General features: G+C 39.4%; 20 protein-coding genes. 5 read left to right on the top strand and 15 right to left on the bottom strand.

Translation table 11 applies throughout. The features are described 5' to 3' along the window. Window positions 1-25 precede the first annotated feature (25 nt). The 4 genes from GGR22_RS12815 to GGR22_RS12800 form a co-directional block, all read right to left on the bottom strand. Entirely contained in the window at window positions 26-595 is a 570-nt protein-coding gene (locus tag GGR22_RS12815; protein ID WP_182494025.1) for an anthranilate synthase component II, read from the bottom strand. Between the two features lie 205 nt (window positions 596-800). Continuing rightward, window positions 801-1,370, bottom strand: coding sequence for a YceI family protein (locus GGR22_RS12810; protein WP_182493984.1), 570 nt, complete (start codon window positions 1,368-1,370; stop codon window positions 801-803). A gap of 26 nt (window positions 1,371-1,396) precedes the next feature. Next, window positions 1,397-2,029, bottom strand: a complete 633-nt coding sequence (locus GGR22_RS12805) for an NAD(P)H-dependent oxidoreductase (protein ID WP_121377440.1) — start codon at window positions 2,027-2,029, stop codon at window positions 1,397-1,399. Window positions 2,030-2,037: 8 nt separating this feature from the next. Continuing rightward, window positions 2,038-2,499, bottom strand: a complete 462-nt coding sequence (locus GGR22_RS12800) for a MarR family winged helix-turn-helix transcriptional regulator (protein WP_182493983.1) — start codon at window positions 2,497-2,499, stop codon at window positions 2,038-2,040. A 148-nt stretch (window positions 2,500-2,647) separates the two neighbouring features. Between GGR22_RS12800 and GGR22_RS12795 the strand changes: the two genes are divergently transcribed. From GGR22_RS12795 to GGR22_RS12780, 4 genes are read left to right on the top strand one after another with little or no spacing between them, the layout of a single operon-like run. Beyond that, window positions 2,648-3,181, top strand: coding sequence for a TlpA disulfide reductase family protein (locus GGR22_RS12795; RefSeq protein ID WP_182493982.1), 534 nt, complete (start codon window positions 2,648-2,650; stop codon window positions 3,179-3,181). Window positions 3,182-3,204: 23 nt separating this feature from the next. After that, window positions 3,205-3,822, top strand: a complete 618-nt coding sequence (locus GGR22_RS12790; protein WP_121377437.1) for a thioredoxin family protein — start codon at window positions 3,205-3,207, stop codon at window positions 3,820-3,822. 20 nt (window positions 3,823-3,842) lie between these two features. After that, window positions 3,843-4,157, top strand: coding sequence for a rhodanese-like domain-containing protein (locus tag GGR22_RS12785; RefSeq protein ID WP_182493981.1), 315 nt, complete (start codon window positions 3,843-3,845; stop codon window positions 4,155-4,157). 56 nt (window positions 4,158-4,213) lie between these two features. After that, complete coding sequence (locus GGR22_RS12780; RefSeq protein ID WP_182493980.1) at window positions 4,214-4,600, top strand: rhodanese-like domain-containing protein; 387 nt, start codon at window positions 4,214-4,216, stop codon at window positions 4,598-4,600. On the opposite strand, the gene GGR22_RS12775 is transcribed toward GGR22_RS12780, so the two are convergent. The 5 genes from GGR22_RS12775 to GGR22_RS12755 all read right to left on the bottom strand — a co-directional run bounded on the left by GGR22_RS12775 (window position 4,601) and on the right by GGR22_RS12755 (window position 10,824). Further along, complete coding sequence (locus tag GGR22_RS12775; protein WP_182493979.1) at window positions 4,601-5,422, bottom strand: DUF4249 domain-containing protein; 822 nt, start codon at window positions 5,420-5,422, stop codon at window positions 4,601-4,603. Between the two features lie 16 nt (window positions 5,423-5,438). Then, window positions 5,439-7,817 carry a TonB-dependent receptor gene (locus GGR22_RS12770; protein WP_182493978.1) on the bottom strand — a complete coding sequence of 793 codons (2,379 nt, stop codon included), beginning with the start codon at window positions 7,815-7,817 and terminating at the stop codon, window positions 5,439-5,441. Window positions 7,818-7,968: 151 nt separating this feature from the next. Then, window positions 7,969-9,750, bottom strand: a complete 1,782-nt coding sequence (locus GGR22_RS12765; RefSeq protein WP_182493977.1) for an ATP-binding protein — start codon at window positions 9,748-9,750, stop codon at window positions 7,969-7,971. 18 nt (window positions 9,751-9,768) lie between these two features. Continuing rightward, window positions 9,769-10,221, bottom strand: coding sequence for a response regulator (locus tag GGR22_RS12760; RefSeq protein WP_246336958.1), 453 nt, complete (start codon window positions 10,219-10,221; stop codon window positions 9,769-9,771). Window positions 10,222-10,266: 45 nt separating this feature from the next. Next, window positions 10,267-10,824 carry a helix-turn-helix domain-containing protein gene (locus GGR22_RS12755; RefSeq protein WP_121377431.1) on the bottom strand — a complete coding sequence of 186 codons (558 nt, stop codon included), beginning with the start codon at window positions 10,822-10,824 and terminating at the stop codon, window positions 10,267-10,269. Window positions 10,825-11,306: 482 nt separating this feature from the next. On the opposite strand from GGR22_RS12755, the gene GGR22_RS12750 reads away from it, so the two are divergent. Then, window positions 11,307-11,618: a hypothetical protein gene (locus tag GGR22_RS12750; protein ID WP_182493976.1), complete on the top strand. Its 312-nt coding sequence runs from the start codon at window positions 11,307-11,309 to the stop codon at window positions 11,616-11,618. A 79-nt stretch (window positions 11,619-11,697) separates the two neighbouring features. On the opposite strand, the gene GGR22_RS12745 is transcribed toward GGR22_RS12750, so the two are convergent. The 6 genes from GGR22_RS12745 to GGR22_RS12720 all read right to left on the bottom strand — a co-directional run bounded on the left by GGR22_RS12745 (window position 11,698) and on the right by GGR22_RS12720 (window position 23,524). Next, on the bottom strand, window positions 11,698-11,949 hold the full coding sequence (locus tag GGR22_RS12745; protein ID WP_121377429.1) for a hypothetical protein: 252 nt from the start codon (window positions 11,947-11,949) through the stop codon (window positions 11,698-11,700). 89 nt (window positions 11,950-12,038) lie between these two features. Further along, on the bottom strand, window positions 12,039-12,893 hold the full coding sequence (locus GGR22_RS12740; protein WP_182493975.1) for an SDR family oxidoreductase: 855 nt from the start codon (window positions 12,891-12,893) through the stop codon (window positions 12,039-12,041). Between the two features lie 347 nt (window positions 12,894-13,240). After that, window positions 13,241-13,438 (bottom strand): hypothetical protein, encoded by a 198-nt coding sequence (locus tag GGR22_RS12735; protein ID WP_121377427.1) that lies wholly within the window; start codon window positions 13,436-13,438, stop codon window positions 13,241-13,243. Window positions 13,439-13,588: 150 nt separating this feature from the next. Continuing rightward, window positions 13,589-15,523 (bottom strand): OmpA family protein, encoded by a 1,935-nt coding sequence (locus GGR22_RS12730; RefSeq protein WP_182493974.1) that lies wholly within the window; start codon window positions 15,521-15,523, stop codon window positions 13,589-13,591. 11 nt (window positions 15,524-15,534) lie between these two features. Continuing rightward, complete coding sequence (locus GGR22_RS12725; RefSeq protein ID WP_121377425.1) at window positions 15,535-16,461, bottom strand: PorP/SprF family type IX secretion system membrane protein; 927 nt, start codon at window positions 16,459-16,461, stop codon at window positions 15,535-15,537. 37 nt (window positions 16,462-16,498) lie between these two features. Beyond that, window positions 16,499-23,524 (bottom strand): Ig-like domain-containing protein, encoded by a 7,026-nt coding sequence (locus tag GGR22_RS12720; RefSeq protein ID WP_182493973.1) that lies wholly within the window; start codon window positions 23,522-23,524, stop codon window positions 16,499-16,501. Window positions 23,525-23,681: the final 157 nt, after the last annotated feature.

Genomic DNA, 23,681 nt, shown 5'->3' with positions numbered 1-23,681 from the left:
TATATAAACTAATAGATTAGTATTGTTAATTGCTAACCCAATTTTCTAGAATTTGTTTTCCCAATGGTGTCAAGATAGATTCAGGATGAAATTGTACTCCTTTTACGTCGAAATTTTTGTGGCGTAGCGACATGATTTCTCCGTTCTCGTCTACCGAAGTTATTTCTAAATCGGAACCTAAATTTGATTTTTCTACGACCCACGAATGGTATCTTCCGACCATAAGTTCGTTCGGAATATTTGTAAAAAGCGATTCGTCTTCGACCAAAATTTTTGCTTTTGAAGCTGTTCCGTGGTATACTTTTTCGAGATTTTTGAGCGTCGAACCGAAGACTTCGCCGATAGCTTGCTGTCCTAAACAGATGCCTAAAATGCTTTTTGAGGGAGCATATTCTTTAATAATATCTTTTAATAAACCGGCTTCGGATGGAATTCCAGGACCGGGAGAAAGCAATATTTTGTCGTAGTTTTTGACTTCTTCGAGCTCGATTTCATCGTTTCGGAGAACCGTAACCTTGCAATTTAGAGCTTCTAAATAGTGAACTAGATTGTAGGTAAAGCTGTCGTAATTGTCTACTACAAGTATGTTTTTCATCGGAATAGTTGTTGTTTTATTTGGCAAAGTTACGGAAGTTTTTTGGAGCGATACGTCTGCGAAAGGGATAGCAGCGGCATCCTTTTGCGGCATGAAATGGAGCAAAAGATACAGCGGATAGCCCGACCCGAAGGGATTCGCCCCAATAAAAAATCCCTGCCAGAAGAACATCTGACAGGGACTTGGGAAAAATAATTGTTTGGAATTAGAATTTTAAATCTACAGCTAATTCAAATTCGTCGTAGATTGCTTTGTCGCCTAGGCCTTCGAAGAAGTTTCCAGAACCGTATTTGATACCGTATTTAGTTCTGTCTACTTTTAATGCTGCTGTAGCGTTATTTTTGTTAACTGTGATATCAAATTTCACGGAGTTTGTAACGTCTTTGATCGTTAAATCTGCAGTTACAGAATAAACGTTATCTGATTTTTTTCCGATTGATTTGAATACCAATTTAGCTGTTGGGTATTTGTCAGTTCCGAAGAAATCGTCAGCTTTCAAGTGTCCGTCTAGTTTTTCTTTTCCTTGACCTGCTTTCAAATCTGTAGTAGAAATTGTTGTCATGTCAACTGTAAAGTTTCCTCCAGCAAGTTTGTTGCTTTTGAAAACAAGAACGCCACTTTTAAGGTCGATTGTACCTTCGTGTTGTCCTGTTACTTTTTTACCAACCCAGTTGATTTTGCTAGCTTTTACATCAACTTTTTTCTCTTGTGCTGTTGCTGTAAATGATCCGAATGCTACTAAAAGAGCGATTGCAATAGTCTTGAAATTTTTCATTGTTTTTAATTGAATTAAGGTTATTATTATAAATTGATAAATAATTCTTCGTTAGATTTTCTCACTTTTTTAAAATGCTGTGTGGCATCTTCTTCATGGCGGTAGCCTAAAGTAGCGATTGTAGAAGCGTTTAGGCCTAATTTGTCTAGTCCAAGTACTTCATTTACTTGTTCGGCATCAAAGCCTTCCATTGGAGTAGCGTCGATTTTTAGCTCAGCTGCAGCATTCAAAAGATTAGCTAAAGCTATATAGGTTTGTTTTGATGTCCAGTGGTTTCTTGATTCTAATGGCAGAGTTGAAATTTTTGATTTCATGAAATCAACATATCCTTGGATGCTCTCTGCAGGAATTCCTCTTGTTTCAACAATGTTCTGTGCGTAAGAATCGATTCCGTTATCTCCAAAATTAGTTTGATTTGCAAAGATGATCAAATGCGAAGCATCTACAATTTGAGATTGACCCCAAGCAACTGGCTGTAATTTTGCTCTTAATTCTGGCGTTTCGACGATTAAGATTTTGTATGGCTGAAGGCCGTAAGAAGAAGCACTAAGTCTAATTGCTTCTTTGATTGTTTCTAAATCTTGGTCTGATATTTTTCTTGTTGCATCGAATTTTTTCGTTGCATATCTCCAATTCAGGTTATTTATAATTGCACTCATTTTTAAATTTATGGATTAATTGTTCTTAATTTTTCTAGTAAATAATTCAGCTGTTCTAATTCTTCAGCGGAAAGTTTTTGTGCCAACAGGCATTCATTATGTTCGACTTTTGGATTAAGATCGGCTAAAAGTTCCAATCCTTTTTCTGTAATGGCGATTTCCATTTTCCTTCTATTTCCAGGACAGATTTCTCGGGTCACGAGCTCTTTCAAAAGCAGTTTGTCGACCAGTCGCGTAGTATTGCTAGTCTTGGCAATCATCCGTTCTTGGATAACGCACATGTTGGTTGGCTTGCCATTCTGACCTTTTAGAATTCTTAAGACATTGAACTGTTCTGGCGATAAATCGTAGGCTTTCAGTATCTCGTTGAATTTTTCTGCTAAGACGTTTTGCGTGTACATAATGTTCAGCACCGTCTTTTTTCCGATTGCCATAGGAGAGGTCGTTTTGATGATTTCTTCTATTTTCATTATTGTAATTACAAAATTTGTATGTACAAATGTAGTACTATTTTTAATTGTATATACAAATGTGTATTAAATTTTTGTTAAATAAATGATGCCGGTAGGTAGAATGCTTATTTTTATTGGGTTTAAAAACAAAATAAATTTTTTATAAATGAAGAAAATTATTGCCATTGGTATCATTTTTCTGCTTGTTTCTTGCAAATCTGAGGAGAAAAAGGAAGCAATTTCTAATCCAAAACCATTAAAAACCTACTCAAAAGACGGTATTTCTATCGATTCGTATAATTTTTTAGGCCTTGAGCCCTATCTGAAAAAGGATAATGACACTACTTATGTGGTTAATTTTTGGGCGACTTGGTGTGTTCCATGTGTAGAAGAACTTCCTAATTTTGAAAAGCTGAATGCAGAATATAAAGACAAAAAGATAAAAGTACTTTTAGTAAGCATCGATTTTCCGAAAATGGCAGAGACCAAGTTACTGCCTTTTGTCAAAAAAAATAATCTTAAATCAGAAGTCTTGTTGCTGAATGATCCAGATGCTAATACATGGATTAACAAAGTGGATTCTACATGGAGTGGCGCGATTCCGGCAACAATTATTTATAAAGGCGATAAGCGCCGTTTTTATGAAAAGAGCTTTTCATTTGAAGAACTTGAAAACGAGGTGAAACAATTCCAGAACTAAAATCAAACTATAAACATCATACTATGAAAACAATTAAAATTTTTGCTTTTGTATTGCTTGCAGGGCTTGCAAGCGCTTTTACGTATAAAAATATGGATGCCGCTGCTGGTTATAAAGTAGGCGATATTGCAACAGATTTCAGCTTGAAGAACATCGACAATAAAAAAGTTTCCTTGAAAGATTTCAAAGATGCCAAAGGCTTTATCGTGATTTTTACCTGCAATCACTGTCCGTATGCTCAAGCATATGAGGATCGAATCGTAGCTTTAGATAAGAAATATAAAAAACTAGGCTATCCAGTAATCGCGATCAATCCGAACAATCCTGAAAAACAAAAGGATGACAGTTTTGACCTGATGAAAGTTAAAGCAAAAGAAAAAGGATTTACTTTCCCGTATTTGTTAGATGAAGGACAAAAAATCTATCCTCAATATGGAGCTACAAAAACACCACATGTGTATATCTTGCAGAAAACAGCAAAAGGAAACCAGGTGAAATATATCGGTGCTATTGATGATAATTATGGAGATGAAAAAGCAGTTAAGGAAAAATATGTAGAAAAAGCAGTGGATGCTCTTTTGAAAAACAAAGAAGTAGTAGTTAAAGAGACCAAAGCTATTGGATGTTCCATCAAAGCATAATACTTTTACAGAAAAAAATAATGAATATATCACAAGAACAATGGTGGTCACAATTACAGAAAGATGAAAATGCTGTAATTTTAGACGTAAGAACCGAAGACGAATACAATCGAGGAATGATTCCTGGAGCCAAAAATATTGATATTTATAAAGGCCAAGGATTTATCTATGAAGTAGAAGAACTAGACAAAACCAAGAACTATTATGTGTATTGCCAGGCAGGAATGCGAAGCGCAAAGGCCTGCGACGTAATGGGCCAGCTTGGTTTTGATACGACTTATAATCTTATAGGCGGAATGTCTGAATGGGATGGACCAGTTGAATTACCAGAATAAAAAAAGGAGCGTATCGCTCCTTTTTTTATTACTTTTAGGCCTTAAATTTCTAAAATATGAAGACTAGATTATTTTCTTTATTGTTACTCTTGATAAGTTTTGCTTCCTGTCAATCGCAGAGCAAATCCCCTGAATTGGTTTCTCCTGAAGTTTTTGCTAAAAAAACCGAAGCTGCTGCTGTGCAATTGGTCGATGTTAGGACTCCGAAAGAATACAAGCAAGGCCATCTGAAAGGAGCTGAAAATATCCATCTTTATGACCAAGATTTCGTTGACCGAATCAATAAGCTTGATAAAACCAAGCCTGTTTATGTCTACTGCAAAGCAGGCGGGAGAAGCGCTGAGGCAGTTGAAATAATGCAGGCTCAAGGTTTTCAAAACATTATAGAGCTTAAAGGCGGCACCGATTCTTGGACAGAAAGTGGCAAGCCTTTAGAACAATAATTATTCTATCGTATAGGTCATGTCGACTCTTTCCGATACTCTAAAATATCCTAAAGCATAATTGCTGCTGTTGGTCTGATTGATGATATTTCCTCTTACGTTCGCTGGCGTTGTCTGGAATGGACCGCCGCCACCGCCTTCGGAAATACCGATCAAGATATACATATAGTTATAGTAGCGCTCTGAAATTCCCAATAGAGAAATGTTGAGTTCGTCGCCAGTTACAAAGTCTTCGTGCGTGAAAACGCCAAACATTTCATTGCCTTGAAAGAATTTGTCGTCTAGGACATCATAATCAGGGTAAGGTAGTCGGCCTGTCACAAATTTGCTCAAGTAGAAATTGTCTTCATTACCATTATCGTTATAGAAGAACTTAACTTCGGTATCATCGCCTGAAAATCCGCCTTCATTATTCTGTTCTGTTCTTGTGATTTCTGGAACGGCCATCATCTTTTCTGTTGCTGTATAAGTTTGCCCATCACGGACTACGGTCAAGACATAGGTTTCTCCTATCACCGGCTGAAAATCGGCGCAGAAATATTCTCCGGTTCCGGGAGTTTCTGTAAAAGTAAAGATCGTATTGCTGCTATTCGTAACAAAAACAGTGGCATTAGAAACGACAGGAATGACGCTTTGGAAATACCCAGTCGTAGTTGTCAGTTTGATTTTCTGCGAAGCTCCGTCGGTTCCTTTGATCCAGTCAATAGAAGCATCGATGACAAGTCTTGGGGGCGCCGTGTTTAGATCGACATCAACTACTTCTTCACAGCTGAAGCAAAGTATTGATAGGAAAAGAATGGCTATATATTTTATATTTTTCATGATATCGTTTGTCTGATTAGAATTTGAAATTGTAGGTTACGCTTGGTATGACTCCGAAGATCGAAAGTCTTACGGCTTCATTTCTTCCAGTATCTTCATTCTGCCTAAAGGTCATCGAAGCAGAATTCATACGGTTGTATAAGTTGTAGATGCTGAAAACCCATTCGCCTTGCCAGCCTTTTTTCTTATCTGGTTTTGGAACATAAGTTGCCGAAACATCTAAGTGATGATAGGCTGGAAGACGGTCGTCATTTCGAGCTCCGTAACTCGGAACAATGATGCCACCATATTCATATTGTCCGTTCGGATAAGTAACCGGCTGTCCTGATTGCAATGCAAATGTACTTCCGAAAGACCATTTGTCGTTTAAGCTATAAGATGCGGTAACAGCCAAATTGTGCGTTTTATCATAACCAGTGCTGTACCATTTTCCGTTGTTGATTCCTGTTTCTGCAGCCGTTCTTCCCGGTGTCTGCTGTTCGGAACGAGACAAAGTATAAGAAATCCAGCCGTTTAATTTGCCTGAATTTTTTCGTAATAATACTTCCAAACCATACGATCTGGACTTTCCATTCAAGACTACTTGTTCGATTGCTTCATTGGCAATAAGGTCGGCTCCGTCGATATAATCGATTCTGTTTTTTACTTTTTTGTAATAGATTTCGGTTTCCAAAGTATAATCGTCGTTGTGGAAATTTCTGAAATATCCTAAAGCTACCTGATCCAAAAGCTGCGGCTTGATGAATTTGTCGCTAGGCGCCCAAACGTCCAAAGGAGTAGGAGAAGAGGTATTCGAAATCAAGTGGATGTACTGGCTCATTCGGTTGTAGCTCGCTTTGATGGACTGATTGTCGCTTAGCTGATAAGATACGGCAAGGCGAGGTTCAAGATTGTCGAAAGAGGCGATTGTCTTGCCACTGCCAAAATGCTCGGTTCCGATTGGTTTTCCTTTTTCGTAAATCTGAAGTTCTTGGTTGAAAGTCACGGCTTCATTGTTGGCATAGATATTCATGTCTTGCTGTCCAAGGCGATAGAACATGCTATAGCGAAGACCATAATTGACACTAAGTTTTTCCGTCACTTCCTGCTCTGCGTCGATATAAAGTGCAGGCTCGAGAGCGTATTTTTTGTCCAATTGGTCGTGGTTGATTCCTGAAGATGGGCCTGTAGGCGAAATAGTTCCAGGATTAAAATCATAATAGACAGCATTTAGACCATAGGTCATTTTTAGCTTTTCGCTTATATAATGCTTGAAATCATATTTGAAGTTGTAATTCTTGATTCCAGAATCCCAGTTCAATCCGACGAAATCGAGCTTAAGTCCATAGTAATAATCGCTGTAGATCATAGACATGTTGGAGAATAACTTATCCGAAAAAAGATGGTTCCATCTCAAGTTCAATACGGCATTTCCATACACATTATTGAACTGGTCGTTGATATCGAAAACGTCTCTTCCGAAATATCCGGATAAAAAGAGGCTGTTGTTGTCATTCAGCTTGTAGCTCAATTTAGTGTTTAGGTCATAAAAATAAGCGCTGTTGTTATTATCAGTAAGCTTTAAAAACAAATGTGCATACGAGCTTCTTCCTGCTACAAGAAAGGAACCTTTTCCTTTCTCGATAGGCCCTTCTGCTAAAAGTCGGCTGGAAATCAGTCCGATACCACCATTCATGTGGAATTCATTGCTATTTCCTTCTTTTTGGTAGATATCCAATACTGAAGAAACGCGGCCTCCGAAACGAGAAGGAATGCCTCCTTTGTATAGTTTCAGGTCTTTAATAGCGTCTGAATTAAAAACAGAAAAGAATCCGAATAAGTGAGATGAATTATAAATCAGGGCTTCGTCAAGAAGGATAAGATTCTGGTCGGCTGCTCCGCCTCGTACATTAAATCCTGATGAACCTTCGCCTGCATTTGTAACTCCAGGCAGTTGAAGGATTGATTTTAGGATGTCGGTTTCTCCTAATACAGCTGGCATTTTTTTAATTTCCTGAATGGAGAGCTTGTTCACGCTCATTTCAGGTTTTTTGATATTGGCAATATTTTTTCTTTCGGTAATTACGATTTCATCAAGATTCTGGGTAGTACTTTCCAGGCTGATGTTTTTCCGAAGGTTTTGCTGCAACGATATTTTTTCTTCAGAAGTCTGGAATCCCATGTAGCTGATTTGAAGGGTGTAATCGCCTTTTGGAACAGAGAGCGAGAAGAAGCCGTATTCGTTTGTGGTCGTGCCTGATTGTAGTTCAGGGATGAAGATGTTGACCCCGATCAGGGTTTCATTGCTCTGGGAGTTGACAATCGTACCGCTTATGGTGACTTTGTCTTGGGCTTTTGCCCAGCTTCCGATGAGGAAAAGCAAGATTAATAAAGGAACGTTCGTTTTTTGATTCATGATTGATTTGATTGTTATTGTTCTGTGAGAAAATTCACTTTCTAGAAAACGCCTATGTTTAAGAATTATTTTACAAAAACATATTTTAACGTTTCAGAACGTAGGACGACAAACAAATCGGAATGTTACATTATTTAACTTTAAGAAATCTTTATTTAGGGAGATAGAGGATAAAAACAGAACCAATATCAGGCTTGCCTTCGGCTTTGATAAATCCGTTATGGTTCTCGATAATCTTTTTGCAGATGGCGAGCCCTATCCCGGTTCCGGAATAATCAATGTCTGTTTCGAGTCGCTTGAAGAGCATAAAGATCTTTTCAGAGAATTCTTGCTTGAATCCTATTCCGTTATCGGTTACCGTTATCTTGTAATATTTTTTATCGGAAAGTTCGATATCATTGATTTTCTCTCCGTTTTTGATTTTTACTGCCTTGATCTTAATGACCGGAGATGTGGTTTCTTTGCTGTATTTTAGCGAATTAGAAATAAGATTAACGAATAATTGGTGTATCTGGAACGGAATTGTATTTAGTTTCGGCAAGTTGCCAATTTCGATTATTGCGTTTTTTTCTTCGATGTTTAGAGCAAGTTCATGAATCACATCTTCTAGAAGCTTGTTAAGGTTGGTCTTTACAAAAACTTTGTCGTCTTTTATGGTTTTTGAATAGTCGACCAAATCCATCATCAGGTTCTGCATCCTATTCGCAGCATTTTTGATTTTTGAGAAATAATCCCTTCCTTTTTCTGAAATAGTTTCAAAATCAGAATCTTCAATCCTAGAAATAAACATTTGTATTTTTCGAAGAGGCTCCTGCAAGTCATGGCTCACGATCTGGTTGAACGATTCTAATTCAGCATTCATAGCAATCAGCGTCCTGTTTTTTTCTTCCAATGCCAGCTTGTTCGTGTATTCTTCGGTAATATCATTGCTGACGCCAATCTTGACAAGCTCTCCTTTGCTGTTATGCGTAAAATCTCCTGTTGAGTTGATGTATCTTATTTCACCGTCTTGGCGCACAATCCTATAGATCATTGATGTTGGCGTATGATTTCGCATTGACTCTTCATGCTGTCTTACCGCGTCTTCTACGTCATCTGGGTGGATAAAAGGAGTAAAGTTGTCTAGATTTTGTTCAAAAGCATGTGGCTTGAGCCCTAATATCCGAAAGAAATTATCGGAATAAAAAAACTTGCCTGTCTTGATGTTTATTTTCCAATGGCTTATTCCTGCTACTTTTTCAGCATTATCAGAAACTTGGTTGACAAATTTCAACTCTTCGTTCAGCTTCCTTACTTTTACGAAATCAAGGTTTATCTTGTTGAGGGAAAATAACAATACGACCAAAGTTATGATTGTGAGCGAAAAAGCTGTGATTGTAGACGTTTCAATATCATAACGATGATTGATGTTGTGCAATTTTAACTTCGTAACTTCCTTGTCAATAAGCTTGTATATTTTTTGTTGGATAGCTTTTGTCTGCATGTTTCCTTCAATTAATTTGGCATGCAGTAGGGCAGGGTCGGTACGTTTTGAATTGGAAATGGCCAAGACTTCTTCAAAAAGCGCTAGCCTTTTTTGGATATCCTTGCTCAGGTTTTCGATATTCTGGATATCTTCGCGACTTGAATAACCGGTTTTTAGCTGGGAAAGACCGTTGAAGAGTTTTCGTTTAAGTTGCAGATTGTTTTCATAAAAAAGGGAATCTTTGGTAATGATATAGCTTCGGATCCCGCTTTCCCTTTGAATAATTTCGGTGATAATTTTTTCGAGCTCAAATTGTTTCTTATTAGAATCCGAAATCAAATCTACAGATTGGTTCAAGCTTTTCATCTGGATATGAAAAACGATAGCGACGCTTATCACCAAAATAAAAGATACCCCTAGAGCTGTTCTGTAAACAAGTGTAGGGGTAAGTAATTCCTTTAATTTCATATCCTTTGGTTTTCGCCTTTATATGCTGAAAAAGAAAGTGTCTTTGTTTAATCCAGAAGTATGGAATTGCCAATTTATATTGACGACTTCTTTAAGCACTTTTTTTAAATTCGTAAAATCATTCGGTTTTTTGATGTAGATATTGGCACCGCCTACAAACGTTTCTTCAATATCTTTTTCTGCCGATGAGGTAGAATAGATGGCTATAGATATATCCTTGAACATAGGATTCTGCCTAATTTCTTTGAGGCATTCATTCCCATTTTTGCTCGGCATGTTTAAATCTAAGAATAAAATATGGGGCAGAATCGTATTCGGATGCTCCAGATAATCCATCAATTCTCTTCCGTTTTTGAAAACGGTCAGATTGTTGTTGATTTTTAATTCTTTTATTGCATCATTAAAAAAATTGCGATCATCTTCATCATCATCTGCAAGCATAATATTTATCGGAGACTTATCCTTAATCATGGTTTAGGTTTTTTTTTGATATCTCAAATATAGCGTTTAATTTCTTTATTCCTTAGTCATGTTGCGCCTTTTATCGACAATCCTTTTAAACATTGAAGGCGTAAGCCCTGTTGTTTTTTTGAATTGTCCGGATAAATGGGCTACGCTGCTGTAATTCAATTTATAAGAAACTTCTGTCAATGTGAGTCCGTCTTCTATAATTAGCTTTTTGGCTCGCTCTATTTTCTGCATGATAATATAATTCTCTATTGAGGTATAGGTATGCTCAGAAAATATATTCGAAATATAGCCGTAGCTAAGATTGAGTTTATCCGAAAGATAAGATGAAATGGTCGACGTCGGGAGCTTATCTTTTTCATATACCATTTCTACTATAGTGTCTTTTATTTTTTGGATGAGCTGGCTTTTTTGGTTATCGAGCATTTCGATACCGTATTTTTTTAGGGCCTCTCTCAGCTGGGAATAGATTTCTTCAGGAATTGCTTCCTTGAATTCGATCTCGCCTAAGTCTAAAAGCTGGTATTGAATGCCAAATTTTTCAAGTTGTTCTTGCAAAATTACCCTGCAAGCCTGGTTAATATCATATTTGATGTATAGTTTCATATTCGTGTCGCAGATTAGGACAATAAATTTATTAAAAAATGTTCTAAGTCCTATCGTTTCTCACCGACTATTCACATGAATTTTTAATTGCATATAGTTTTTAGTTAGGAGTCAGCTACTTAACGATATAAAAATGGAATGCTTTATAAAGCATTCCATTTTTTATAAATTGAGATTCATAGCATTTTCTCCCGTTTTAATCAATTGATAGGTTTTTACGTTAATTTTATTTTATTTTTTAATAAATTGGTTTAGTTTGGTTTACAAATCTCAGTTTTGTTAATACGTAAATAGTTACATTATTAATATTTTAATTTATATAATTTCTACTCTTATTGTAAAATGAAGGTGAAATTTCTGTTTTCATTCATATAACTATTTCTTAAAATTATGTAAAAATTTTTGTTAACAAAATTATAACTTTGATAACTAAGGTAAAATATCCCTGCCCAATCTATTAGTTCAATTAAAAACACAAAATCATGAAAATAGCATCCTTATTCTTATCGATTTTTGTTTTCGCAATTGCCGCTTATTTCTTTGCGGTCGATTTTAGAAGCTCTTTTGAGTTGAACTATATTATCTATATGAGCCTGTTACTAATCTTGATGTCGATATGCGTCGTTGGGATTATGATTAATTTGCCGCTGTTCATTCGTGGAAGGCGGAAAGTGAATGTGTTTTTATACAGCAATTTTTCACAAAAAAAGCTTGCGGCGAAACACAAGCGTATCATGAGGCTGAAACAGCATAATCATTTCAAAGAAGAACCAAAATATCAAGATACTGTTTAGTTTATGCAAGTATACTAAATGCAAAACGGCTTATAACCATAGCATAAGCCGTTTTTTTATTTTCTAAGCTGGACGCTTTCTATAATACTGCATTTTTTAGCTTTGAAGCTTCGTAATGTTTTTTGTTTACTGTTTTTTCTTCTCCTTTCGGAAGAGTACTCAAAGATTCTCTTTCTCTTTTTCTATAGCCTTTGTGGAATAGTTTGTCTTCCATGTCCGATGCCTTGTCGCACATTGCATCCCAGTGCCCAGTTTTTTTCATGATCATTCTGGCTACTGCTACGGCAGCAAATCCAGCGGCAATTCCTAATATTAAGTTTTTGGTTTTCATTGTGTTAAATGTATTAGTTGTTTTTTGATACTTAAAATTACGATTTTAAAAACGGTTATGTATTAATGATTTTATAAAATTTGAGATTTTTAGCCTCCGACAATTTCTCCGCCGTTAATATGTAATATTTGGCCGGTCATATAACTTGCGTCTTGGCTGGCCAAAAAAACATAAGCTGGCGCGACTTCGCTTGGTTGTCCCGCTCTGCCCATTGGGGTATCTTTGCCAAATTTCTTGACTTCTTTCCCATCAAAACTCGAAGGAATCAAAGGCGTCCATATGGGTCCAGGAGCTACACCGTTGACACGAATGCCTTTTTCTGCGAGCATATTCGAGGCAGAACGCGTGAATGAAACAATAGAGCCTTTGGTACTCGAATAATCTAAAAGGTGTACACTTCCGCGATAGGCTGTTACAGAGGTGGTATTAATGATGGTGTCTCCTTTTTTCATGTGCTTCATCGCTTCGATTGAAACATAAAAAAAGGGAAATATATTTGTCTCGAAAGTTTCTAGAATTTGTTTTTTGTCTATTTTCTGGATTTCTTTTTCTGGAAATTGAACAGCGGCATTGTTGACCAAAATATTCAAAGAGCCAAATTTTGCTATAGTTTTCTTGACAATGTTTCTGCAGAAAGCTTCTTTTTTAAGATCGCCTTTTAGCAGCAGGCATTCTTGTCCTTCTTCAAGAATCATTTTTTTGGTGTCTTCGGCATCTTTGGTTTCGTTATAATAAGCAATAGCGATATTGGCTCCTTCTCTGGCAAAGTGAACGGCTACGCTTCTTCCTATGCCACTATCGCCTCCGGTAATCAATGCCGTTTTTCCTTTTAGCTTGTTGCTTCCAGTATAGTCCTTGCGGATAATTTCGGGTTCCGGAATCATTTTATATTCTTTTCCGGGTTGGGATTGCTGCTGAGCGGGAAAAGAGTCTGGCTTTTTCATGTCAAAGAGATTTTCGATTTTTAAAAAAAACAGAAGTAAAAAAGGAATCCCTGCTCTTTAGTAGCAGGGATTCCTGAATAAATAATCCCCAAAATTAAATAATTGGGCCCTCACCCAATTACCTAGTAGGTTTGCGATCAAAAATCATCATCAGTCGGATATCCCTCCAATAGGTCGTCATTAATATCTGCAACTGCACATATCATGGACGGACTGAAAAATCCCATTAGCCAATCAGGCAGTTTGGATTTCAGATCTATCGAGTTTTCCGACCCAAGATTTAGATTACGGTTGTTTTTATTATGATTCTCTTCCATGTCTAGATTCCTTTGAAATGTTTTGACGTATTATGGCGTAGGCGTTTTTGTCGTATCTGTAGGAACGGCCATAGTGTCTGGAGCAGGCGTGGTGGCTGGTTCTACATTGGTGGTGTCGACAATATCTACATCAACATTGGTTTCTGTCGGTTTTTCTTTGCAGGAGATAGTCATACTCATCATAACAATGGCTGCCGCGAAGAATAATTTACTGGCTATACTTTTCATACTTTATTTTTTAGGTTACTATATTCAAATTTCTCCTTTTTAAGACAAAAACCTCTTACACAATTAATAGAAAAAGTTATATGATGTGTTTTAACGCAAAAAGGACTGCTTTTTTACGGCAGTCCTAACGCAATCAAAATCCCCAAAAATCTACTTTTCAATAACGATAAAGTCGGAACGCCTGTTGGCCAGATGTTCAGCTTCGGTACATTTTATTCCGTTTTTGCATTTGTTTGTCAAGCGGCTCTCGCCATACCCAATGGCGCTTTCGATACGCGATGGATCGATTCCTTTTGACAAAATATAAGTTCTTGTTGATTTTGCTCTGCTGTCTGAAAGCTTCATGTTGTAAGCATCTTTTCCTCTTGAATCGGTATGAGACTCGATCTTGATCTTGATGTTCGGAAACTTAGACATCGCAAAAACGACTTTGTCTAATTCGGTAGCCGCTTGTGGCGTGATGTCGGACTTGTCATAATCGAAGAAGATCGGATTAATGTCGATTTTCTCTTTGTCGCCATCAATAACAACTAAGTCTTCATATTTGCTCAACTCAAAATCCACGTCTTTGATTTCGGCTCCGTTGACTTTTTTGCTTTCCAGCTCTTTTTCGTCTGTGCTATGGCCAGGTTTTGTAGCAGAAACTTTGACTTTCATGCCGCACGGAACGCTAATTCTATACGTTCCAAAAGTATTGGTAGCTACTTCAGAGATTTTATCGCCAAACATATCCGCAACAATTACTGTTGCTTCTGCAATAGGCAACTTGCTTTTCGAATTGGTTACTTTGCCGGAAACCCATTGATTGCAAGGAGCTTTTTCTTTGGTGAAATAATAAAGATCGTCGTCGCCTTTGCCTTGTGCGCGGTTGGAAGAAAAATAGCCGTAAGTATCTTTCGGGTCTACGATATACGCAAAATCATCTTTGTTGCTGTTTATCGGCGCTCCTAGGTTTTTAGGCTCAGAAAAAGTTGCATCTTGTTTGAATTTGCTTTCATAGATATCAAGGCCTCCCCAGCCAAAGTGCCCATCTGAAGCAAAATACAGCGTGCCGTTCGAAAACGAAGGAAACATGTCGTTACCTGCGGTATTTATTTCAGGACCTAGATTTTTTGGCGGGCCGATAGTACCATCTTCTGCAATTTGGCAGACATACAAGTCGGAACCTCCGTATCCTCCAGGCATATCCGAAGCAAAGAAGAGCCATTTCCCGTCTTCGCTCAAAGCTGGATGTCCTGCGGAATATTTCTTGTTGTTGAAGAAAATATCTTGAGGTTTGGTCAGCTTTCCATCGGCAATAACGCCTTTTACGATCTTGAAATTGTTGGTGCCTTCCTCGTCGTTAACGAGTTTCTTTTTGCGGACAATATTGGTCGAATAGTAAACAGTCTGCAGGTCTGGCATAAAAGCAACCGTAGCTTCGTGATATTTGGTCATGGCATTCGGAAGAAAAACAGTCTCGTTAAATAGGCTTCCATTAGCCGTATTTCTTTCTGCTACATAGAGATTCAAGAAAGGCTGCCTGTTCCAGTTATAAAGCTTTTCCTTGAATTTTGTAGTGTCCTTGCTTGAAGAATAGACTACCTTGTCACCATAAAAAGCCGGTCCGAAATCAGACTTGTCGGTATTGATTTCTAAATTGCGGATCGTATACAAAGGCTTTTCTTTAGACAAGCTGTCCATCTGTTTTTTTAGCCTTGTATAACTGGCAATCCTTTTTTGGTCGCCCTTGCTGGCAAGATATTCTTTGGTGATTTTATCTGCCTTGTCATAATCTAACACGCCTTTTAAGGATTCTATATACCTGATAAAATAATCGTCAGGAATGCTTGTGCCTTGGATATCATATAGTTTTTGGTACCATTTGAGTGCATTTCGCTTATCGTCGATGTAGTAGAATGAATCTCCAGCATTTTTGAGTGTCTGCGTTGAAGGCGATTTTTCTTTCTCCAGATATTCTTCATAAGCCTTTGAAGCATCTACATAAGAAAACTCCTTGAATAACTTGTTGGCCTTCTTTAAATTGCTTTGTGCGCTAACAGATGCGATGCTAAGGCACAGGAATAGTATGTATATATTTTTCATGAGCTTTTTTTTTAGAAGAATCGTTGCGATTTGATTTGACTTGTTTTTCTAGACAATTGATAGCGCAGGATGATCTCGTGAGAACCATCATTGTATTTGTTCAGGTCGGTCGTGGTATAATCATACGAATATCCTACGAAGAAATCTTTCGAAATCTGAAACCCAGCCAAAGCACTAACGGAATCATCCCAGCGGTATCCAGCACCCAGAGTAAATTTCTCTTGGATAAGGAAATTGGCCGAAACGTCTACAGAAATAGGCGCTCCGCTCACTCCTCGAGCTAAAACAGCCGGCTTGAACTTGAAATTGTCTGAAAAATTAAAAACATAGCCCCCGATAAGATAGTAGTGAAGCCTTTCGATCTGCACGGATTCTTGAATGTCATCATAATAATCACCTTTGATAAAGCTTGGAACGGAAGCTCCGACATACCAATTGTCAGAATACAAATAAGCTCCGGCTCCAATAGAAGGCGTTATTTTGTTATTGATGTTCGTATTTAGCATGGCATCAGAACCGTCATAAAATCTTCCTTTCGACCAATCGACGTTCAAGACTCTGGCTCCGGCTTTTACTCCAAAAGCGAGCTTTGTCTTATAGCTAAACATTAGCGTGTAAGAGAAATTTCCGTCAAGGTAAATTTCGTTAGAAGGACCTAGGTTGTCGTTTACGGCTGTAAATCCCAAACCAATCCTGTCGTTTGCTAGCGGACTGTGAAGCGTAAAAGCTTGTGTCGACGGAGCTCCGTCTATTCCGACCCATTGTGAGCGATGCAACAGGACCGCTTCAAGCGTTCCTGTTGATCCTGCATAACCTGGATTTACTGTCAGGGGATTATACATGTATTGCGTATATCCCGGGTCTTGTTGCGCATTGGTTTTTATCGAAATCAAGATAAAAAGAAATGCTATGCTGATTTTGTATATAGTGATTTTCATACTCTTGCTGTTTTTAAATTGAAATTATCCTTTGGAATTAGCGGATTAAATAAAGCCATCCGCTTTTTGTTCCAGTTCCATCACCTAAATCAAGAATATAATAGTACGTTCCGGTCGGAAGTTTTTTGTCTTCATTGATAGGAGAGTTGACATTCGCAGTTCCGTCCCAAGTATTTTGGTAGGCTCTGGTCTTATAAACTTCAACACCATAGCGGTTGTGAATCTGCAATGTGTTGTTTGGATAATTCTCAATGCAGTCAATTCGGAATAGATCGTTATCACCGTCATTATTCGGACTGAACTCATTGTATACAACCAGACATATAGGCTCAATAGAAAGTCGTGCTACGTTATTGCTTAGATCAGAATCTGAAGGATTCGAAGAGGCTATAGTAACCGTATTTTCATAATTTCCTGTCGATAGCACTTTTACCGTAATCTGCAACGTAGCTGTCTGTCCCGTTCCTAGGTTAGGAATAGTCCAAACTCCAGAAGTGTTAGAATAAGTTCCAAATGAAGCGTTTGAGCTTATGTATTGGAAACCGCTCTGCAATGGCTCGTTGATTATTAAATCAGTAAAATGGCTTAGTCCACTATTGGTTACAGTAATCGTGAATACTATATTTTCGTCTATGCTCGGTCTAAGATTGCTTGCTGTCTTGCTGATCGTAATGTCTGAGCAGACTCCGATAGTAATATCTCGCGTAGCAAAATTATCGCTTGAACAGCCTGTAGTATTCGTGAAAGTAACGCTTATGGTTCCTGTTCCTACGCTATTCCAGGTTACAGTAGCAAAGTTATCTGTGGTCTGGCCGCCGGCTGTAATGGTACCGCCAGTAGCATCCCAAATATAATCTGACATTCCTGCTGCAGTAGTGTAAGTTACAGCTTCAGAATAACAAGCCTCGTTGCCTCCGCCAGTAATTACCGCTAAGCCGTCGGTCAAGAATTGAACCGTAATCGCTAGCCTTGTGGCACTTTGGCAAGTTCCATCGCTTAAAGCAACATAATAAATGCCTGCTACTAACGGCGTTGTTGAGACTAAAGCATTTCCTCCGTTCGGCGTGTTGTAGAACACGACGTTGGTTTCATTTACCTGAAGGTCGGCTACCGTCGGTCCGTCTGCTTGACAGAATTCCTGAGTAGGATCATTTGTCGTCGGCGTATTTGGATTGTTTACTGTAACCGTAATCGCAAGCCTGTTGATGCTTTGGCATATACCGTCTACAGTGACTGCATAATAAATTCCGTTAGTCAGTGCGGTTGTTGGAGCTAAAAGGTTGCCTCCGGTTGGCGCATCATAAAAAGCGATGCTCGTTCCGTTAACTTGGATACTTGCTACAGTTGGCGCGTCAGACAGACAGAAACTTTGCGATGCATTGTTTGTCGTTGGAGTAGAAGGATTGGTTATGGTTACTGTAATTGCAAGCCTAGCTTCGCTTTCGCAGATTCCATTTTGGATAGAAGCATAATAAACTCCAGATGTCAATACCGTAGTAGTTGGTACCAGATTGCCGCCTGTCGGTGCGTCATAAAATATGACACCAGCTTCATTGACTTGTATGTTTCCGACTGTCGGATTATTAGCTTGGCAGAAATTCTGCGTCGTACTGTCCGTTGTCGGAATTCCGACTACGGTTATCGTTACCGCAATTTCAAGGCGTGTTACGCTTTCGCATCCTGTCGCATCTAACAAACTCGCATAATAGATTCCGTTGGTCAAGGCATCAGTAAGAGCCAAAGCAGTTCCTCCTGAAGGCAGGTTATAGAACACAACATTCGGTTCGTTTACTTGTAAATCGGCCACAGTAGGATTTTCAGATCGGCAGAATTCCTGCGTATTATCATTTGTTGTCGGCGTTGCAGGATTGCTTATCGTTACCGTGATTGCAAGTCTTACAGCACTTTCGCAGTCGCCTACTTGAAGCGCTACATAATAAATTCCAGCAGTCAACGGAGCTGTCGTAGCCAATGGAGTGCCGCCTGTCGGTACATCATAAAATACAACATTCGACTCGTTGATGTCTAAATCTCCGATTGTCGGATTGTTCGCCAAGCAGAAATTCTGTGTCGTATTTTTTGTCGTTGGCGTAGCAGGATTTGCCACAGTAACGGTTATTGCTAATCGTGTTTCGCTTTGGCAGATACCATCTGTTAGCGCGGCATAGTAAATTCCGCTAGTCAAGGCTGCTGTTGGAGCATATTGACTTCCTCCGGTTGGAGCATTGAAGAAAATTACATTCGTTTCATTGGTCTGAATGCTTGCTACGGTCGGATTGTCTTCCAGACAGAAATCTTGCGTATTGTCATTAGTTGTCGGTATTCCGATTATGGTAATGTTGACTGTAATTTCAAGACGTATTACGCTTTCGCATCCTGTCGGGTCTAATAAGCTAGCATAATAAGTTCCACTTGTCAAAGCATCTGTTAATGCTAATGGCGTGCCGCCAGTTGGCGCGCTATAGAAAACCACATTGGTTTGATTAACGTCCAAATCAGCTACAGTCGGATTATCACCTTGACAGAAGTTTTGCGTAGGCGTATCTGTTGTCGGCGTTCCCGGATCGGTTATTGTCACTGTAATTGCTAATCTGATTTCACTTTCGCAAGTTCCGTCTAAGATGGTAGCGAAATAAATTCCAGGAGTTAGCGGAGTCGTTGGAGCCAGCTGATTGCCGCCTACCAACGCATCGTAAAATACAACATTGGCTTCATTTACTTGGATAGAGGCCACTGTTGGATTAGCCAGCTGACAAAAGTTTTGGATAGGTTCGGCTGTTGTCGGCGTCGGAGGATTTCCGATCGTAACAGTAATGGCCAATCTCAGATCGCTTTCGCAATCGCCGTCAATCTGTGCGGCATAATAGATTCCTGGAGCCAACGGAGTCGTTGTTGGTAGCGGAACTCCGCCTATCGGTAAGTTATAAAAGACAACGTTTGGCTCATTTACCTGCAAGTCGGCAACCGTTGGATCGTTCGTGCTACAGAAATTCTGAGTCGGATCTCCTGTTGTTGGAGCAGGAGGGTTTCCAACAGTTACTGTAACTGCTTGAAGGTTTCCTGCTGTGTTCAAACAAGTAGTATCGCTGGTTACTGCAACATAATAAGTAAATGGACTTCCAGCTGTAAGCAGGCCTGTTATAGAAAGCGTTCCGCCAGTTCCGAGCGCATACGTGATACCACCAATCGTACCATTTGTGATAGGCTGTGTCGTATCGTTTGTAAAATAATAAGTGAACTGCGGATTTGCCAGCGTGCTTGTAGGCGTAAGCGTGACAGTGCTATTTAGACAGACGGTCTTATCGTCAATCGATACATCTCCAGCAGTTGAAGGTGGCAAGATGGTAAAAGTTACTTGCGTTCTATCTGCTAAAGCAGTCTGGCAGTATTCATCGGAACTGATGCCTACGAAATAGGTGTACGTTCCAGGTGCAAGCCCTGTCAATGAAAGGCTGGAATCAGTTTCTGACGGAATCAACGTTTGCGTTGTACCGCTAAGGCTGTACCAGTAGAAAACAGGATTAGTAATAGTTAGTGTCGTATTCAAGACAGCGTCCAATACTACATTTCCTGTAGTCGAACAGAAGGAAGTCGTATTGCCTCCGTTGATTTGAACCGAGGCTATTGCGTCTTCTGGTGCTGTTTCTGTAACCGTTACGCTTACTCTGCCTCGTGACATAAACTCACATCCAAATCGAACAGGCTGGATGTAATAGACATGTTGTCCGGCTGGCAATCCATCAGGAATTGTAAATGAATTTCCTGTCGAGACAATATTGCCTCCGACTCTGGCATCGTACCATATAAAAGACGTACAGGCTATGGAATCGGCTTCCAGTGTAATCGTTTCTCCTTGACAGGCTTCAATAGCATTATTGATATCGGAACCTTCAATCTTAGTATTGGCAACTCTTTCAATATTATGAATTCTTAATTGGTCTAAGACATTGGCAACACCTCCAAATCGTATCCTGATTCGGTCAAAAGATTCTTGAGGAACGATGGTAAGAATGGCTTCTTGGTCGCCAGGTAACAGCTGTAAATTTAATAAGACGCTTGAATTGTCAATTGGCGCACCAGACAAAGCATCGTTTAACATAGGCTGTATGCTTAGTCCCGCAAGAAGATTGAGCGTCAATAACGTGCTTGGTCTTGAAATTCTTATTTTTAAAGTATCTCCTACAATTGAAGGAGTCCTGAAAACTGCCGTAAGCTCGGCTGCCGCTAAAATTCCGGCACCGCTGAACATGGTCGCAAAAGAAGTTTCGCTGTTGTCTATGGCATTACGAGGTGTACCCACGCCAACTAATGCTGTCGCTGCGCCAACTCCTAAATCAATAGCCCCAAAAAGAACATCTTCGGCATCGCCAGTTCCGCAGGCAACTTGAGTAACCGGATTCTTATAATACGCTTCATAGACTTTGGCGCTTTGGGCAACGCTTACAAGCGAAGTGATTTCTATTCTTACACCGTCATAAGCCTGAGGACCTGTATTGTTTGACGGAACAAAGGTATATTCAAAGTTGTTTTGCCCTGATAATAAATTAAGAAGCGAACCCGAAACCGGCTGTAGCGTACCTACATCTACTGGAACTCCTGAGCCATTTCTTTTTGTACCTACGACAGAGAAGCCGCCTACAAGAGTGAGTCCGCTATATTCAGAGCCTAATTTTAAGGTAACAGCAGTTCCGGCCGGAATAGTTTCATTCCACTCTAAAATCTGTGAAGTGGTTCCTATGCCCAAAAGTCCTATTCCTGTTGTAATAGTAGAAAAAGTCTGAGGATTTCCATCTGCGGCACTTCCTGCATTGATTACGCCGCCCGTGAGTATGGTATTCCAGCGCTGAGAATCGGCATAATTTCTTTCTGTCAGCGGAGGACATTCAGCAGGATCGAGTACGGTTATCGTTACACTTCCGCTTCTAGAACATGTTCCGTCTACGGCTATCACGGTAAAAGTATATATCCCAGCAGTTGCAAACGGACCAGCTATATTAGAAGGAAGCGCAGTTCCTGTTGCAGTATACCATGTGATAGTTCCTGTAGAAATAGCATTTAGAGTAACTGTATTTCCAATCTGGGTAACCAGAGCCGTATTTGCAATGGCAAGACTTGGCTGTGGGTTTACTGTAACTACAACTGGAAGTACATCCGAAGAACAAGAAGTATTCGCACTCTGTGCTTGGATATAAAAGGTACCGTTAGAAGTTATATTGGATGCTGCTTCCGGCGTAATAGGAGTGTTGGAAGCATCAAAGAAAATATAAGTGTTGCTTGGACTGAGATTCAGTATCGCATCAGCTAGATTAACAGAACCGCATCCTGAGATGGCAGGCTGTACTTGCAGCGAAAGTACCGTTGAAAAATTTACAGTAACTTCTTTAAGGGTGTTGGCCGCATTTTCGCAGAGTCCGCCTGAAGTTAAAGATATAAAATAGGAGTAAGGCGAATCGGTAGCATTTAGCCCACTGATAGTAAGCGCTCCCGTAACTGGATCTTTTACATACGTTACTCCTGCATCGCCAGTATACCCAGTCGTGATTTCTTGCGTCTTATTCTGGTCAGTATAATATCGGATAAGAGCGCCTCCCAAGGTTGTCGTTGGCGAAAGCGTTATGTTTCCTTGACAGGCAGTGAGCGTGTCGGGAATATTGATGTCGGCAGCAGTCGGAACGGCTATCACCTTAACAGGAACCGCGACTCTTCGCGATTCTTCCGTACATCCGATTTTTGCAGCAGCGACATAAAATACAGTATCACTGTTTAGTTGTGTAGTTTGAAATGGAACACCAGAGGCGACTGTTCCTAAAGCAACACCGCCTTGAGCAGTATTGTACCATCTGATTTCATTTCCAGGCGCTGTAGTTGCAATTAGAGAAGCCGTAGTTCCTGAGCATATTATCGCGTTCAAGGTAAATGGGTCGGTGATGGTCGGCAGTTTAGGAACGCGAACAATATCGTATAAGTCGAGGCTCTGTGTCAGCTGCAGGTTGAGCAAGGAAGAATAGCGAATCGTAATTCTATCGGCAGGTGCATTTGGGGCAAAAGGGATGGAAGCGATTTGATTTCCTTGCAGTAGCGTCAGAAGGTCAAGATTGAGCAGTGAGTTCAATGACCGTGAATCTACGATTGCAGGACCGTTGTAAGCAATGATCTGGATATTGTTCGCGACACCTAAAGCTAATAGGGAGGGGTCTACTTTCAGTCTGATGTCAAATTCATCTGTTGTCTCGGAAAGGCCATCAAAATAAACGGTCTGCTCGATTGAGGCTGCTACGCCCAAGATTCCGAGACTTAATTTAGAGAAACTGTTTGGATTAGAATCTAATACGTTTTGCGGATTAATTACGCCGGCACCGCCCAGATTTAATAGATCAAGGCTGATACCTTCTCCGCTATAGGAAGTGTAGGAAGCATAGCCGCAATTGTCTGCGTCAGAAATATAAAATGCATCATAGACGCCAAGTTCTTTAGTGTTGAACAGGCCTAGCAAGCTGCCTATTCTGTTTCTGAGTCGGATCCTGTTATAAGGCTGAGACGGAGTGATGGCAATAAAAAAGGCACCTGTCTCGTCTGTCACGATTCGGAGCCTTTCTGTGGCAAATTCGCCAATGTCTTGGCTGTCACCCTGGAGAATTATGCTATTTCCGTTTTTTGCCTGGACCGTAAATTCTTGATTTCCTATCAATACAGCACCTAATACGTTAGAAAGTAAGTTTCCAAGACTTCCGCCCAGCAATGCCGGAAGGAGATTCTCGTCTGTTTGTATTTTTACATAGGAAGTAGTATTCGCAGGCAAAGGCGCCGGATACTCTAGTTCGATGTAGCCAGAATAGGCTCCAATCCCTAAGGCTAGTCCTGAACTAGCTCTGACGGCCGCTTTAGTAGCGAGGTTTCCGTCAACTGCATTAGAGGAAAGATCAGTGTTGTTTTCGCTTGAAACTGCTGTAGCATAAACTCTAGTGGATTGCGCACTGAGAGGATTATGGTAAAAGAGCAGTAAGAGAAAAATAGGAAAGTATCGAAAATAATACGCCCCTAGAAAAGTAAAATTAATTTTCATAAGCAAAGCATTTAGTTAATAGATAGATTTTGGGAACCTTTGTTTTTAACGGGAAATTAATAGTTTTCTTAAAGTTTTTCTTACATTTTTATTGTAAATGAGTAATTATGAATAATTTATAATATGTTTTGAGTGGTATTTTTAGAAAAAGTATATA

This window comes from Flavobacterium gossypii (assembly GCF_014138495.1).
Lineage (GTDB): Bacteria > Bacteroidota > Bacteroidia > Flavobacteriales > Flavobacteriaceae > Flavobacterium > Flavobacterium endophyticum.
Note: the sequence above shows the minus strand (reverse complement) of the source record. Positions and strands in the feature narration are given on the sequence as shown.

What these genes read in the sequence shown, in the direction of transcription:
- GGR22_RS12815 (WP_182494025.1), bottom strand. Translation starts at nt 595, where the DNA reads ATGAAAAACATACTTGTAGTAGACAATTACGACAGCTTTACCTACAAT.
- GGR22_RS12810 (WP_182493984.1), bottom strand. Translation starts at nt 1,370, where the DNA reads ATGAAAAATTTCAAGACTATTGCAATCGCTCTTTTAGTAGCATTCGGA.
- GGR22_RS12805 (WP_121377440.1), bottom strand. Translation starts at nt 2,029, where the DNA reads ATGAGTGCAATTATAAATAACCTGAATTGGAGATATGCAACGAAAAAA.
- GGR22_RS12800 (WP_182493983.1), bottom strand. Translation starts at nt 2,499, where the DNA reads ATGAAAATAGAAGAAATCATCAAAACGACCTCTCCTATGGCAATCGGA.
- GGR22_RS12795 (WP_182493982.1), top strand. Translation starts at nt 2,648, where the DNA reads ATGAAGAAAATTATTGCCATTGGTATCATTTTTCTGCTTGTTTCTTGC.
- GGR22_RS12790 (WP_121377437.1), top strand. Translation starts at nt 3,205, where the DNA reads ATGAAAACAATTAAAATTTTTGCTTTTGTATTGCTTGCAGGGCTTGCA.
- GGR22_RS12785 (WP_182493981.1), top strand. Translation starts at nt 3,843, where the DNA reads ATGAATATATCACAAGAACAATGGTGGTCACAATTACAGAAAGATGAA.
- GGR22_RS12780 (WP_182493980.1), top strand. Translation starts at nt 4,214, where the DNA reads ATGAAGACTAGATTATTTTCTTTATTGTTACTCTTGATAAGTTTTGCT.
- GGR22_RS12775 (WP_182493979.1), bottom strand. Translation starts at nt 5,422, where the DNA reads ATGAAAAATATAAAATATATAGCCATTCTTTTCCTATCAATACTTTGC.
- GGR22_RS12770 (WP_182493978.1), bottom strand. Translation starts at nt 7,817, where the DNA reads ATGAATCAAAAAACGAACGTTCCTTTATTAATCTTGCTTTTCCTCATC.
- GGR22_RS12765 (WP_182493977.1), bottom strand. Translation starts at nt 9,750, where the DNA reads ATGAAATTAAAGGAATTACTTACCCCTACACTTGTTTACAGAACAGCT.
- GGR22_RS12760 (WP_246336958.1), bottom strand. Translation starts at nt 10,221, where the DNA reads ATGATTAAGGATAAGTCTCCGATAAATATTATGCTTGCAGATGATGAT.
- GGR22_RS12755 (WP_121377431.1), bottom strand. Translation starts at nt 10,824, where the DNA reads ATGAAACTATACATCAAATATGATATTAACCAGGCTTGCAGGGTAATT.
- GGR22_RS12750 (WP_182493976.1), top strand. Translation starts at nt 11,307, where the DNA reads ATGAAAATAGCATCCTTATTCTTATCGATTTTTGTTTTCGCAATTGCC.
- GGR22_RS12745 (WP_121377429.1), bottom strand. Translation starts at nt 11,949, where the DNA reads ATGAAAACCAAAAACTTAATATTAGGAATTGCCGCTGGATTTGCTGCC.
- GGR22_RS12740 (WP_182493975.1), bottom strand. Translation starts at nt 12,893, where the DNA reads ATGAAAAAGCCAGACTCTTTTCCCGCTCAGCAGCAATCCCAACCCGGA.
- GGR22_RS12735 (WP_121377427.1), bottom strand. Translation starts at nt 13,438, where the DNA reads ATGAAAAGTATAGCCAGTAAATTATTCTTCGCGGCAGCCATTGTTATG.
- GGR22_RS12730 (WP_182493974.1), bottom strand. Translation starts at nt 15,523, where the DNA reads ATGAAAAATATATACATACTATTCCTGTGCCTTAGCATCGCATCTGTT.
- GGR22_RS12725 (WP_121377425.1), bottom strand. Translation starts at nt 16,461, where the DNA reads ATGAAAATCACTATATACAAAATCAGCATAGCATTTCTTTTTATCTTG.
- GGR22_RS12720 (WP_182493973.1), bottom strand. Translation starts at nt 23,524, where the DNA reads ATGAAAATTAATTTTACTTTTCTAGGGGCGTATTATTTTCGATACTTT.